Raw genomic sequence first — 15,176 nt, 5'->3', positions numbered from 1 at the left:
TTCTTAATATTACAATGAAAGATTTATAGTAAAAGTGTATTGACTAGTAACTGGTAGAGCTACTCCACCCGTATTACGGAATTCAGGATCCTGACCGTTTAATCTTTTATCTGAATAAATTAACCAAGGGTTCACTGCAGACCCTCTTAAGGTAAATGTATTCACACCCAACTTTCTCTTAAACTCTTTAGGAAACTCCCAACTTAATGAAACATTTTTTAGTCTTACAAAATCTCCATCAGCTATACGAACATCTGAATAATTATAAGTATTATATGCTCGCGCTAATGTACTTGCCCCTCCATTATTTTCATTTAATCTCTTATCTGCTATAACTGGAACATTTGTAACATTCTCATCACCAGGGTTTATCCAACGGTTAGTAAAATCTTTTGTGAATACTGTTAAATCATCGTATTCACTATCATAAATAGGGTTTAAACGTACCTTGTTCCCCCCAGATCCTACGAAGAACACATATAATGACCAATTTTTATAAGTGAAAGTATTGGCTAGACCAATTGATTTATTTGGCTCTATAGATCCTTCATATTTTAAATAATTTGTAACATTATCAATGTCTTGAAAATTGGCCCCAGTAATATTATTTACGGCACCATCTTGCATAACAAATGTTGGTAACCCTTGGTTATTTAAACCTGTAAATTGATATGAATAAATTGAATTTCTTGGTCTCCCTAAAGCATTTCCTCCATTAGAATCAATTAAATCAAAAGCAGAAGGCTGATTTGCTAATTTTGTAATTTTTTGATCATATATAGAAAAATTAAGAGTCGTTGACCAATTAAAATCTTTAGTAACAATATTTTTTGTTGTAAAACCTAACTCAAGACCTTTGGTCTCCATATCAGCATTATTACCCTGTTTAATATCTTGACCACCAACTCCTGAAGTAAGTACATAATCTACTAAATCAAAGGCTTTACGGCTGTAAATATCAGTAGTAAGTTGTATACGATTGTTAAACATCCCTAGATCTAAACCGATATTAGTTTCAAATTGTTTTTCCCATGTTAAATCACCGTTTTGCAAGTCGTCAATTCTAATTGCCGCTTCTCTATCAGAAACATTAAAACGGTTGGTGATGAAACTTTTATAAATAGCCAAAGAATTTGTAGCTGGTCCAGCTGTTGCTGTAAGCCCATAAGAAGCTCTTAATGCTAAATTGTTTACCGCTTTTAAATTTTGCATGAATTTCTCTTCAGCAATATTCCACTTACCACTTATCGTATATGTAGGCAACCATCTAGAAGAATTACTATTACCTTGTCTGTTGGATCCATCATAACGTCCTGTCAAAGACGCAGTATAACGACGATCATAGGTATAACCTACTTTTCCAAAGAAACCAACTGTTCTTTCTCTTTCTTCATTTAAACCGTAATATGAACCTCCATCGTTAATGATTTTTTCAAGAAACTTAGGATCAGTAAAAGGGGTAAGACCTCTACTAAATTGAACTCCAGCTGCTGTAAAATTATCACTACTTCTATCTACAGATCGTAATTCAGTTCCAAACAAACCTTCTAATTCATGCTTATCATGTAACGTATTTCTGTAACTAACACTATTTCTGATGTTGTATGAAGTCAAATCATTAGAAAATTTTCTCAAAAAACCTCCACTTGGTAATACCGAAACTTTTGGTGCTGTTTGATCATTTGGATCTTGATACAAATAGATATTTTCGTCTTGAACAATTGTATTTAAATCATTACCAACTCCCGCATTATAAGCACTTACAACATTAGAACCTTCTAATATTTTGTGCTCTCTTGTAGTATTAGCATAACGAGCTGATCCCGTAAGATTATACGTTAAATGTGGATTTATTTTATAATCTAAATCCAATTGAAAACGAATATCTTTAACTTCAATTTCCATGAAATTATTAGCCAACTCATTAATAATATTCATTGGAGCCCAGTTATTTCTATAATATTCTAGATTCCCTTTCTCATCATAAGGCCTTAACGTTCTATTTGTATTTAACACATAGGCAAAGGGATTTATATCAAAATCACGAGTTACTTTTCCAAAAACTTCATCTTTTTGACTTTCATAACTTCCTGGAGCTCCTTGATCTCTTACAGAAGCTAAAGTAGATAAAGTAATGTTTAATTTATCATTTACAAAAAAGGTTCCTTTTATGTTCGATGAAAGTTGTTTTACATTATCAGCTATAGTCCATCCTGGATCTGAATAATAACCTAAAGAAGCATAAAATGTATTGTTTTTCCCTCCTCCAGAAAAACTCAACGAGTGACTTTGTGTTATAGATGGTCTAAACACAACTTTAAACCAATCAGTATTGGCTAACTCGTATTTTTTTAAAAAATTATTACGACTTACAGGATCATTGTTTACCAAATAGCTATCATTTTCAGGAACATAGGTATTTATAGCTTTACCTAAAATATTATATACACCACCGTATCTACCGTTTACTGTTGATGGCAAATCAAGATACCCTTTAGCTTCCATTTCCTTATAAATACTCATCGACTCCTGAGAATTCAAAATATCATATTGACTATAATTAGGAACCGCCCTAACAGATTGTTCTAACGAATAAGATATTTTTAGAGGTGTATCTCTACGCCCTTGTTTTGTAGTTACAACCACTACCCCATTTAAAGATCTTGATCCATAAATAGAAGTTGCCGAAGCATCTTTTAATATTTCAATACTTTGGATATCATTAGAGTTTAAACCTGCAACTGATGAACTTAATAAAGTTTCTGAGTTACCTGAAGCCAAATCTGCAAAAGATAAATTAATGATATCTTCTTGTACAACACCATCAATTACCCATAACGGTTTGGTATCTCCAAAAATTGATGATGATCCACGCACGGTAATTTTAGGTGCAGTACCAAATGTACCCGTTACGTTTTGAACAGTAACACCCGCAGCTTTTCCTTCAATCATTCTACTTACATCTACAACACCATCCATTTTTAACTCCGCTCCCGAAATTTTACTAATCGCTCCTGTAAAAGTTCTTTTTGAAGTTTTTTCATAACCCGTTGTGATCACAACTTCTTTTAAATTCTGTCCTTGTTCATTTAAAACAACAGTAAGAGGCGATTTATCAATGCTAACTTCTTGTGTTTCCATACCCACATAAGAGACTATTAATCTTGTAGTATTGGTTGGCATATCAATTGTAAAATTACCATCAAAATCAGTAAGCACTGCAACCTTGCTCCCTTTTGCAAGTACAGTAGCCCCAGGTAAAGGACTGCCGTTTTGATCAATTACTTTTCCTTTTACAACAGGAATAAATAAACTTTCAAACAATGAACTTGATACATTTACATCTTCAAAATTAGCAGCTTGTGAGCTGTCCTTTTGCAATATAATTTGATTACTTACCTCTGAGTAAGTAATACTGAACGGTTTAAGTACACGATTTAGAATACTTGATAAAGTTTCATCGTTGGCTTCGATACTCACTTTTTGATTCAATTGAGTCATTCTTGAGTTATACGAAAACTTAACTTTAGCTGATTTTTCAAGCTTAGATAATGCGTTATCCAAACTTAAGTTAACAACGTCAATAGTTACTTTCGTGTCCAATTTCCTTTGTCCTTTCACACTATTTGCCATAGTGACACTTGAAAAGACAAACGCCAAGACAAACTGAAATAATGTTATTTTCATGATTCGAAAGAGTAATCGTTGTTTAACAACAGGTTTTTTCATAATTTTGGTTTGTTTAATTAATACTATTTACTGGGTATTGAGGAACAACACAAACTGCACTTTACAGAGTGCAATTTGATTTCATTTAAGCGTCGAGAATGTTACAGCATTTTCGGCGCTTTTTTTATATCATTTTTACATAAGCATTAGCTATTATTCACATCCGTTGGATGTAATGATGATTTGATTTCCATTCATCTCATAACTTGTATTGTTACCAAGACTTTTACAAATAATTTTGAGTTTCTCTGGTAGTGGTTGGTCACTTAACGAAGTCGTAAGGTGGCAATCTTTAAGTTTTGAATGGGGATAATCAATCTTTACCAAATACGCTTGTTCAATGGTCTTGAGTATCTGTGTAACTGGAATATCAGTAAACTCGAAGCTTAGCTGTTCAATATTACCTACTGAGTGGGCTAAAGACTCATCTAGTGTAATATCAGTAATTTTATTAAAAGTAAATCCTTGTCGCACAAAACGTAAGGCTTGATTAGGTAATAAAACAACTTCTTTCTTTTTTGAATTTGTAAGTAATTCATTTGACTTAACAGTAACTTTTCCTGTTCGAACAAGCACCTCAACATTAGGCTGATCAGAATATGCCTTAATCCTAAAACTTGTTCCCACTACTCTGGTAACTATCTCATTGGCGAAGACAAAAAATGGTTTATTGGGATTCTTACTAATTTCAAAAAAAGCTTCGCCAGATAGATAAACTTTTCTCTCGTTCCCTATAAATATTTTAGGGTAACTTAGCTTACTGTTTGGCTTTAACAAAACAGAACTACCATCAGATAAAGTTATAATTTGTGATTTATTAGAGTGATTGGTTTGCTCTACAAGACCTTCGTAGTTTTCACTTACAAGTTCTTTATAAGTAACAATTGTATTGTCAGAATTTATATTATTCTTATATAACCAACTAATTGCAAGCCCTAAAACTAAAGCTGCAGCAACTCCGCGAAGCCAATAATTACTCCAAAGTTTGAATACAGAGAAATTTATTCCTTTTTGAGTAATTTCTTTTCTTTCAATCTTGTTCCAAGTAGCCTCTAATGCTAATTGAATATCCGTTTGAGACAAAGTACTCTCAGGCACATTCATTGCCAACAACCATAAACGAGCTTCTTCTACTAATTTGGCACGTTTAGGATTCTCAAGAGTCCATTCTTCCCAGCGATCCAAATCTTCTTCAGATTGAACCCATGTTCGGAATGATTTGTCAGCTAAAAAATCTTCTACTTCTTTATAATTGTTACGTTCTTGCATCTTATAATAAGGGTTACAAAAACATAGAGGACAGATTTTATTTTATATACTCACTTATTTATGATTTTTTTTACATTTAATTAAAAAAAACTAAAAAAGGCCTGGTGATAAAAGCAATAAAAGGGAGATATTACCTTTCCATTCTTTACGAAGATTTAATAAAGCACGGTGTAACAAGTTATTAGCCGATTGGTAATTAACATTAAGCATTTCTGCAATTTGCTCCACACTAAGTCCTTCATTATATCTTAAATATAAAGCTTCTTTTTGCCTTGCTGGCAAACTATTTAATAATTTATTAAGATGTGAAACTTTAACTAGAGTTTCTTCGTCAGCGATAAGTTGATGCTCAACAGAGAAATCAAATAAAAATTCAATCGAATCTATAGAAGTTGTCTTGCGAAAAATATGATCACGCTCATGAAGTCGGGCAATTCTCTTACGTACGCTAGATAACAAATAGGCTTTTACAACAACTGAATCATCTAATGTTTCTCTATATACCCAAATATCTGTGAATACATCCTGCACACAATCTTGCACTTTTTCTGCAAAAGCAGAAAGCGAATTTCCATAACGAACTAAATGCGCATAATGCTTTTCAAAAAGTAATGAAAAGGCCTTTTCATCACCAGCCTTCAGATTATTCCAGAGTATAGAATCATCAAGGACATCTACCTTCGTTATTGTTTGGACTTTCATAATTTGGTTTTGGTTAATTAACAATCTTTAATTCAAACATACTGATAGATAGGACAGTTAGAATTATCATTGAAGTTTTTTGGTTTAAAATTTTCATTGCTAACAAATAAAAACCTACATTTTATTTTCTTGATAAATTGAAGTTCTACTGTATTTTCAAATTTATAAGTAGCAATCAATTTAACAAATGATTTTATTTTTATTAACATTTCAATGAATTTCAATCGTGATTGTATTGCGACAATTCTAATAAATACGCTTGTTTACAAAACTTAAAAGCCCTCGCTATCAGGTAACAGTTTAGCAATAGGTTTCTATTTATTAAACAAAACATCTAAAAAAGAAAAAGTTAAATTTAACCTTATATTTAATGTTTTATTAACAAACATAAACAATTATGAATAGAAAAGTAATTTATAATCATAAATTTTTAAAGAAATATAACAATCAAAATGAAAATGCATTTTTTTATAGAAATTTACTTTTTTTGAGCATATAAATTAAAAATTCAATAACTTTAGGTTAACTTATTTTTATAATAATAAAAACACATAGACGATACCGTTTATCAGCTAAGAAGTAAATGATCTAACAATAATTTTTATCCCATAATCCACACCAAAAAACACAATCTTCATACAAACTATAGACATATCATTACGCTAAACAAGAAAAATGATTTAATTTTATGTAGAAATTTTCCTAGAATATGTAACTTTATTGTTTTCTAACAATTTTAAAATTTTAATTATGGCATTTAAATATATAGAGATTGAAAGAGTAGAGAAACTTACAAAAAAAGAATTCATAGAAAACTATTATAAGCCACAAAAACCTGTAGTCATAACTAATCAAATAGAAGATTGGCCTGCCTTTACAAAATGGAATTTTGACTTTTTAAGAGAAGTAGCAGGGGATAAAACGGTTCCTTTATACGACAATCGTAAAACGGATCATACCAAAAAAGTCAATGAGCCCGATTTTACAATGACTATGTCTGAATATGTTGATATACTCGAAAAAGGACCTACTCATTTACGTATATTTCTATATAATTTAATGAAAGATGTGCCTTCTATGAGAGCCGATATGAGATGGCCCAAACTTGGTCTTCGACTAATAAAAAGCTTACCATTGGTCTTTTTTGGAGGTCAAAATGCTAAAGTATTTATGCATTATGATATTGATTTCCCCAACATATTTCATATCCATTTTCAAGGAAAAAAACAATGCGTTCTTGTAGATCCCAAAGAAACAAAATACATGTATCGCCTTCCCTATTCCTGGATTTGTAATGAAGATATCGATTTTGATAATCCCGATTACGACAAGTTTCCTGCTCTTAAATACGTAAAACCATATATTGCCAATTTGCAACATGGCGAAATGCTCTATATGCCTGAGGGCTGGTGGCATTATATGAAATATACTACTCCGGGATTTTCATTAAGCCTACGTTCCTTATCTGGCAGACCAACTAATGTAATCAAAGCATTACTTAATGTAACAGTCATACGCCATTATGATAACTGGATGCGAAAACGCAAAGGACAAGCTTGGCTAGATTATAAAGACGAAGAATCCATTCGTAGAACAAATGCTTTGTTGGAAAAACAATGATTAATCTTAAAAAAAGTCTGCCACGATTTACACGATTTTTTTACCATTAAGAGATTAAGAAAAATTAAGTCTTGTTCTTTTCTTAATGAAACTTTATTTCTTAATGATTCAATTTTTATTTTGCAGAAGCTTTAAAACGTTACACTCTTTGCGTATCCTGGTAGCTATCGGAACTGTGCACTTTGAGGTTAATTTTTCTCTTCACAGATTTAAAAGATTAAAAGGTTTAGGCTTTGCTGTTATTTTTCGCTAAAAATTTCCACAAAATTGTCATCCCGACGCAGGAAGGGGCTCCGCAAGTAGCTCGACAAAGATTGTGTGAGTTTAATGCGATTCTTCGACTCCGCTCAGAATGACAAAATTGAAGAAAAACTTGGGTTATTTTCTACAACAAATTACACTAATAAGCGCAATTTTTTTTGCCATTAAGAAATCAATAAAAATTAAACCTTGTTCTTAGTGAAACTTTATTTCTTAATGGTTCAATTTTCATTTTGTAGAAGCTTTAAAACGTTACACTTTTTGCGTATCCCGGTAGCTATCGGAACTGTGCACTTTGCGGTTAATTTTTTCTTCACAGACTAAAAAATTATAACTTCCTGTCTACAATCCTAAAAGTAAGATTAATTCTTGGTAAAATATCTTTTGTGCTTTTAGGAACCTGATGTTGCCAAAAACTTTGTGTTGTTCCTCCCATTAATAAATAAGACCCGTGATATAACGGAATTTCTAATTGTGGAATTTCTTTTTTAAATTTATGTCTTAACTTAAACATTCGAGTCTCTCCAAAACTTACAGAAGCAATAATAGCATCTTTTCCAAAATTTTGCTCTCGGTCACTATGCCAGTTTACTCCATCTTTTCCGTTTCGATACAAATTGAGCAACACACTATTGAATTTAACTCCTGTCTCTGTCTCTACTCGTTCTTTTATCTGCAATAATTCGGGCGTCCAATCTGGAGAATCTAGTGCAACACCAATATTACTTTTGTCTTCATACCAAGAAATCATACGTGGAACTTTAAGCGTTTTATCATACATTTCCATTTCATATTCACGCCATGCAGTATTGTTTAGCAACACATTATAATAATGATCAGCTTCCTCTTTAGTAAAAAGAGAATCAGACAATATCAATTCTGTATCCGGGAGGTCAAAAACCTTTTTTTCTCTATTACCACTTGTAAAAATTTCGGTATCATTAAAAAGTAACATGCTAATTGAATTAAGTGAAATGAACCAGTAATTGGTATCTATTTTATATTTAAAACAAAATTAGTATATATCGTCACAAATTTAATATATTTACTGTGATAAATTATCCCATTAACATATGTCGTTATTTTCTGAAAATATTAAGCACCTTAGAGCCCGAAAAGAGATTTCACAACGTGAAGTAGCCGAAGGTTTACATATATCTCGTGATCGTTATGCCAAATACGAAGATGGAAAGAACTCTCCTCCACCAGAAATATTAGTAGCTATATCACGCTTTTTTCATATTAGCATAGATATTTTACTTTCTGTAGAAATGAAAAAAATTCCTCTAGGTGAGTTGCTAAAATTGGGCGATAACCGAATATTACTACCAATTACGGTAGATAGAAATGGTGACAATTTAATCGAAATTATTCCACATAAAGCAAAAGCAGGCTATCTTTCTGGCTATGCTGATCCTGAGTTTATCGAAAACTTACAACACATCTCACTCCCGTTCTTAGGTCACGGAAAACACAGAGCATTTCCTGTAGAAGGCGATTCGATGCCTCCTCACGAAAACGGCTCTTTTATTGTTGGCAGGTATGTAGAGAATTTAGGCGAAGTTCTAGATGGCAAAACCTACATTCTTATTACAAAAACTGATGGTATCGTGTATAAGCGTCTCAACAAAAATGGGAAAAATGATTTAATGGCACATTCTGATAATACATTCTATCCTCCTTATCTTGTAAAGGCTTCAAATATTCTCGAAATCTGGGAATATGTATGTAATATTGGTAGAAATGATAAAGAACAAAAAACATCCGAAATAGATACTATTAAAACCATGTTCTTAGAATTAAAAAACGAAATTAAAACGCTTAAAGACAAATAGTTTTAATATTTATAATCACTTATTCTTGCTGTCATTTTCTTTATTATCAAAACGCTCCAAGTACCTGCTACAAAAGGAAAAGTAAGTGGAGTCATTTGATAAACGCTCATAATAAAACTGACAACTAATGAGAGAATAATTGCAATTATTACCCAAATTCCATCTTTTATTTTATCTCCCGAAAAAACTATAGCACATAATACTGCATTATAACTAAGCAATCCAGTCATAACTAATTCTATCGGAGCATCATATAATCTAGACATAAAACCAGCAATTACAGCTCCAAAAAAACCATAAAGTGCCTGCAATGGAGAATTAACAAATACGCCAATAAAAAATAGCAGCCCAGCTAGCGTACTTCCTTGAAATATAACCTGACCATACCCACGAAATCCAAAGGCAAAATCCTGATTAATTTCTGCTGGAATATCCAAAAACGCAGATGGTCCAACTGAGAAAACATCCTTTAGCAAATACATTATTCCCCATGTAACCAGAATAAATGGGAATGTAAATACTGGAATCTTTTTATCACTAAACCAATGTTGTATAACTGTAGCTAATACTGCTCCAATTACAACAGCTATCCAAACAATTAATGTTGCTTCAAAATAAAAAGTAAGTGCTACACCTACCAAAGTAGCACTGAAGCCGTAAATTCCATTTGTAATTTGATCTTTATCATATTGTAATAAATATGCTGTGATTGTACCAACAGAAACTGCTAATAAGGCTCCTACTCCCATAGTGATAGATCCATAAAATATTCCTATCAAAAAAAACAAACCTGTGTAAGCAGATTGTTGTAGCATAATTTGACCTACTCCTTTTAGTAAAATTACTAGCCAAGAAAAATGTTTTTCGATTCTATCTAATCGCACCATATTCTAAATTTATTTCTCAAATATTTTATTGCACTTTTTTCTTTAGCTTTGGATATAACACATCTCCAAACTCCTCAATATCTATAGGTTTACTTAGGAAATCTGTTACATAGCGATTATTTTTAATCCGCTTTATTTCTTCCTTCACTAATGAAGACGAAAGAACAAATATTTGAGTTTCATGCCTTAAATCATCTGAAAGTTTATCATACTCTATAAGAAATTCAAATCCAGTCATTATTGGCATTTGTATATCAAGAAGAATAACTAGAGATTGAGTAAAACTCTTTCGGTTATCTATAATCCATTCGATTCCCTCTTTACCATTATTAACAGCATTTACATGTGTTACTTCAAGTACCTTTTTAAGCAGTTGTTTTATAACCAGCTTATCGATATCGCTATCTTCTATCAGCAAAAATACATATTTAGATTCCATGGTGTCGATACTATTTTTGGGGAATATGGTATTAACATTTATTTTAATCTCTTAAATATTTAAATCATATGCTTTATTATAATCTAGGTATTGTTACTACAAACTTACTTCCAACAGTAAACTCAGATTCTACTTCAATACTTCCATTAAGGCTCTTCACAGCTTCTTTCAATATATAAAGACCTAATCCCGAACCTTTATTACTATCAATAACATAGAACATTTCGAATATATGCTCCTTAAATTCTGGTTTAATTCCAATTCCATTATCAATTACTTCGATTTTATAAAAATTCCCTTCGATGTAAGTCTTAATAAAAATACGCATTTCTTGTTTGTTTTCATCAGCATATTTTATAGCATTAGAGAGTAAGTTATTTATAATAATTTTTAATCTAAGACTATCACTTTTAATTACATCAACCAAAATTTCAATATCTACTACAATGCGATCTGCATTTTTTATATGTGTATGTTGTATTATCGCTCCTTCAAACAAACTTATTAAGCTTATCGATTCTAAAACGACTCCTTTTCTTTTATTTTTAGAATAATCTATAATATCACTTATAAATTGATCTTGTTTAATTAAGCTTAATTTCATCAAATTGAGATATTCTCTTATTTGATCTAAATCGTCTTCCATTTGTGCAATCTCTATCAGCCCTTTGAGAGAAGTAATTGGAGATCTTAAGTCATGTGAAGCGCTATAAACAAATCTATCTAGTTCTTTATTTGCAAGAATTAAATTTTCATTCTTCGCTTCTACTTCTTTTTTTGATATTATAATCTTTTTTACCATTATCGAATAATAGATACAAACGCTACTAACAATTATTAAAATAAAAATAATATTCGTAAATATCAATTGATCTTTAATTGCACGTGTTCCTTCTCCTAACGTATCCGAAAATTTGCGTTCATTTATTGTTAATTTTTCACTTATTACACTAATTAAATTAAGAGTTTTTTTTTGATACTCCTCATTTAAACTAGCCGCTTTTATTTTCTCATCAATACTTTTCCCAATCTCAGCTAATTGATTAACTAAATTATCTGCCTGTTCCCACTCATTAATGGCTTTCGCTAAAAAAGAAACAGATTTAAAGTTTCTAAATAGCCAAATCATATCGTCTAAATCCTTTTCATGATTGCGACCATCTCTTAATGCTTTTTTAATACTATCGACATCTCCATTACTTAAGAGTAAAATTCGGGCAATCCCATCACCTTGAGGTACTTTTAATTCTTCCTGATATAATTTCCACTGTTCTTCATCTTCTGTGTACAAATATGTTATAAGATGTCTTACTGCATCTTTCTGTCCTTTTGAATAGTGTGATTCTCCATTTACATACGCTCTGTTTGCAGATAAAATCTTAATTGTATAAAAATTAATAAAAATTAATAATGCACATGAAAAAAATACTATTAGTAAAAGAATATAGACATTTGGAAGTTTAAGGTTTTCTATAATTTTAGTTTTCGGCATATTATAAATAATGATTATGGGGCATATTTATATCAAGTATTTTTAAATTGATTTAAATTTAAGCATTTATTAGATAATTCTAACAAAAAAACAAAATCTTATGCAATATTTTAACAAGTTTAACTTTATTTATAATGCATAATTAGCTTTTAAATCAGAAAAATTAAACACTGTAAATCAGTACTTCAAGCAAATTTTATTTTAAAAATTAACATTTTATTATTATTCTACTTAACCTATAGATTTTATTATATCAAATTCTGAGTTACCTTTGCACAATAATTTAAAAGACTAAAGTAAAAAAGCACATTTAGTTGGCTTTAATTCTTCAAAAATTAAATGTTCACTTTATCTTATTAATGATTACAAATAGTTAGATATGATAGAATTAAAAAATATAACCAAGAAGTTTTACAAGACTGGAAGGGAAATTACAGCCCTTAATAATGTCTCCCTTCATGTACCAGAAGGGAAAATTTTTGGTGTAATTGGTACTTCAGGAGCAGGAAAGAGTACACTTATACGCTGTATTAACTTATTAGAAAAACCAACATCTGGTGATGTAATCATTGGCGGAAAGTCGTTATTATATCGTTCAAATTCTGAATTAGCACAAGAAAGAAGACAAATCGGAATGATTTTTCAACATTTTAATTTACTTTCGTCCAGAACTGTTTTTGGTAATGTGGCTTTTCCATTAGAACTAGCTGGAGTTTCTAAAGACGAAATAAAAAACAGAGTTAAAGAATTACTAGAGCTTGTAGGTCTTGAAGAAAAAATAAATGATTACCCTGCTAGTCTTTCTGGCGGTCAAAAACAACGTGTTGCTATTGCAAGAACTTTGGCTAATAATCCTAAAGTATTACTGTGTGATGAAGCGACAAGTGCTTTGGATCCAGGAACTACAAGGTCTATTCTAAATTTACTAAAAGACATAAACAAACGATTAAATATTACCATATTACTTATCACCCATCAAATGGAAGTTGTAAAAGCCATTTGTGATGAAGTTGCCGTAATTAGCAATGGTGAATTAATAGAACAAGGAACTATTGGGGAGATATTTGCCAATCCAAAACATCCTTTAACAAGCGAATTTATTGCTTCTTCGTTACATATCGAAATTCCTGAAATATATCAAGAACGCCTCTCTATAGTTTACAAAGATGGACTAAATCCATTATTGCGATTAGAGTTAAATGGCAAGTCGGTAAATGAGCCTATCCTTACCCAAGCAGCAAGAAAATTTAATGTTAATGCTAATATTATAACTGCACAAACCGCATTTGCTGGCGATGCTAATTTTGGAATCCTTATTGTAGAACTTTCTGGTGATGAAAGTGAGCAAAATCAAGCAATCAACTTTTTTAAAGAAAAACATATTAAAACTGAAATATTAGGCTATGTCTGAATCTATTATACTATTATTATTAAAAGGTACATTAGAAACTATTATAATGACCTTACTTTCTGGATTCTTCGGTTTCTTATTGGGACTTCCAGCAGGTATTTTTCTATTCCTAACCCGCAAGGGACAAATTATGGAGCATGTTGTATTTAACCGAATTTTATCGGTTGTAGTAAACATTTTCAGATCTATTCCTTTCATTATTTTAATTGTTTGGATGATTCCTTTTACAAGAGCATTAGTAGGAACTTCTATTGGAGTTAGTGCTGCATTAGTTCCTCTTAGTATAGGAGCTGCTCCATTTATTGCACGCTTGGTTGAGAATAGTCTTTTAGGATTGCCTTCAGGATTAATAGAGGCTGCAAGAGCACTCGGAGCAACACCTTTTCAGATTGTTTATAAGGTTTTATTACCAGAAGCACTTCCTTCTATCATCAATGCCGCATCAATTACACTAATCACACTTGTAGGTTATTCAGCAATGGGTGGTGCTGTAGGTGCTGGTGGTTTAGGACAAATTGGATACCAATACGGATATATTGGTTATGACGCTACAATCATGAATATAGTATTGATTCTTCTTGTTGCGCTAGTATTTATTATACAATTTATTGGAGATGCACTCTCAAAACGTTTTGATCACAGATAAAAAAAAAAAAATTTTAAAACCATGAATACAAAAAATAAATTTTCAATACTTACAGGAATACTACTACTTACATTAGTATTTGCTAACTGCGGAAAAGACAAAAAAAACGACCCTAACCATATTAAAGTTGGTGTTGCTGCCGGACCTGAATTTGTAGTTGCACAAGCTGCTCAAAAAGTTGCTAAAGAAAAATACGGCCTTGATGTAGAGTTAATAACCTTTAATGATTATGTAGTTCCTAACGAAGCATTAAACCAAGGAGATATCGATGCAAATGCATTCCAACACAAACCATATCTTGACGAGCAATCTAAACAGAGAGGATACAAACTGGCAATTATCGGGAAAACCTTTGTTTATCCTATAGCTGGTTATTCTAAAAAAATAAAATCACTTAGCGAGTTACAACCAGAAAGCACTATTATTATTCCTAATGATCCAACCAATGGTGGCCGTTCGTTATTATTATTACAAAAAAACGGACTTATAAAACTTAAAGATGGTGTTGGACTTTTGCCAAAAGTAACTGATATAGCCGAAAATCCAAAAAACCTAAAAATTCTGGAATTAGAAGCACCACAAATAGCAAGAGCATTAGATGATGCAAATGTAACCATTGCCATTATTAATAATACATTCTCATCACAAGCAGGTCTTGTACCATCTAGAGACGCCTTGTTTGTAGAAGATAAAGATTCTCCTTACGTAAACTTAATTGTTTCTAGAGAAGATAATAAAAACGAAGAAAAGGTTCAAAAATTCCTTAAAGCATTCCAATCTGAAGAAGTAGCAAAAGCTGCTGAAAAAGAATTTAAAGGAGGCGCTGTTAAGGGCTGGTAGTTTTTAGCATTCAGTTGTAGTTATAAAAAAAGAGTTTTGCAATGC

General features: G+C 31.4%; 12 protein-coding genes. 5 read left to right on the top strand and 7 right to left on the bottom strand.

Translation table 11 applies throughout. The features are described 5' to 3' along the window. Positions 1-9: 9 nt before the first annotated feature. From LPB87_RS18450 to LPB87_RS18440, 3 genes are all read right to left on the bottom strand, one after another. Positions 10-3,729 (bottom strand): SusC/RagA family TonB-linked outer membrane protein, encoded by a 3,720-nt coding sequence (locus LPB87_RS18450; protein ID WP_129538902.1) that lies wholly within the window; start codon positions 3,727-3,729, stop codon positions 10-12. Between the two features lie 153 nt (positions 3,730-3,882). Beyond that, a complete protein-coding gene (locus LPB87_RS18445) occupies positions 3,883-4,998 on the bottom strand; it encodes a FecR family protein (RefSeq protein WP_230728855.1) in 1,116 nt (371 codons plus the stop codon). 90 nt (positions 4,999-5,088) lie between these two features. After that, positions 5,089-5,700: a sigma-70 family RNA polymerase sigma factor gene (locus tag LPB87_RS18440; protein WP_129538904.1), complete on the bottom strand. Its 612-nt coding sequence runs from the start codon at positions 5,698-5,700 to the stop codon at positions 5,089-5,091. A 750-nt stretch (positions 5,701-6,450) separates the two neighbouring features. Between LPB87_RS18440 and LPB87_RS18435 the strand changes: the two genes are divergently transcribed. Then, on the top strand, positions 6,451-7,320 hold the full coding sequence (locus tag LPB87_RS18435; protein WP_129538905.1) for a cupin-like domain-containing protein: 870 nt from the start codon (positions 6,451-6,453) through the stop codon (positions 7,318-7,320). 589 nt (positions 7,321-7,909) lie between these two features. Here the strand turns inward: LPB87_RS18435 and LPB87_RS18430 are convergent. Continuing rightward, on the bottom strand, positions 7,910-8,536 hold the full coding sequence (locus LPB87_RS18430) for an alpha-ketoglutarate-dependent dioxygenase AlkB (protein ID WP_129538906.1): 627 nt from the start codon (positions 8,534-8,536) through the stop codon (positions 7,910-7,912). A gap of 118 nt (positions 8,537-8,654) precedes the next feature. On the opposite strand from LPB87_RS18430, the gene LPB87_RS18425 reads away from it, so the two are divergent. Continuing rightward, positions 8,655-9,416, top strand: a complete 762-nt coding sequence (locus tag LPB87_RS18425) for a LexA family transcriptional regulator (RefSeq protein ID WP_129538907.1) — start codon at positions 8,655-8,657, stop codon at positions 9,414-9,416. Between the two features lie 2 nt (positions 9,417-9,418). On the opposite strand, the gene LPB87_RS18420 is transcribed toward LPB87_RS18425, so the two are convergent. The 3 genes from LPB87_RS18420 to LPB87_RS18410 all read right to left on the bottom strand — a co-directional run bounded on the left by LPB87_RS18420 (position 9,419) and on the right by LPB87_RS18410 (position 12,234). After that, on the bottom strand, positions 9,419-10,303 hold the full coding sequence (locus tag LPB87_RS18420; protein ID WP_230728854.1) for an urea transporter: 885 nt from the start codon (positions 10,301-10,303) through the stop codon (positions 9,419-9,421). Positions 10,304-10,328: 25 nt separating this feature from the next. After that, positions 10,329-10,742, bottom strand: a complete 414-nt coding sequence (locus LPB87_RS18415) for a response regulator (protein ID WP_129538909.1) — start codon at positions 10,740-10,742, stop codon at positions 10,329-10,331. Positions 10,743-10,818: 76 nt separating this feature from the next. Continuing rightward, a complete protein-coding gene (locus tag LPB87_RS18410; RefSeq protein ID WP_230728853.1) occupies positions 10,819-12,234 on the bottom strand; it encodes a HAMP domain-containing sensor histidine kinase in 1,416 nt (471 codons plus the stop codon). 379 nt (positions 12,235-12,613) lie between these two features. On the opposite strand from LPB87_RS18410, the gene metN reads away from it, so the two are divergent. The 3 genes from metN to metQ are packed head-to-tail and all read left to right on the top strand — an operon-like array spanning position 12,614 to position 15,131. Next, positions 12,614-13,645: a methionine ABC transporter ATP-binding protein MetN gene (gene metN / locus LPB87_RS18405; protein ID WP_230728852.1), complete on the top strand. Its 1,032-nt coding sequence runs from the start codon at positions 12,614-12,616 to the stop codon at positions 13,643-13,645. Continuing rightward, positions 13,638-14,291, top strand: a complete 654-nt coding sequence (gene metI, locus LPB87_RS18400; RefSeq protein WP_230728851.1) for a methionine ABC transporter permease MetI — start codon at positions 13,638-13,640, stop codon at positions 14,289-14,291. The genes metN and metI overlap by 8 nt, the downstream gene beginning before the upstream one ends. Positions 14,292-14,312: 21 nt before the next feature. Further along, the gene (metQ, locus tag LPB87_RS18395) at positions 14,313-15,131 is read left to right on the top strand and encodes a methionine ABC transporter substrate-binding lipoprotein MetQ (protein WP_230728850.1); all 819 of its coding nucleotides are present in this window, start codon (positions 14,313-14,315) and stop codon (positions 15,129-15,131) included. Positions 15,132-15,176 lie beyond the last annotated feature (45 nt).

This window comes from Flavobacterium sp. EDS (assembly GCF_020991525.1).
Classification (GTDB): Bacteria; Bacteroidota; Bacteroidia; order Flavobacteriales; family Flavobacteriaceae; genus Flavobacterium.
This window is presented reverse-complemented; position numbering and strand designations above follow the sequence as displayed.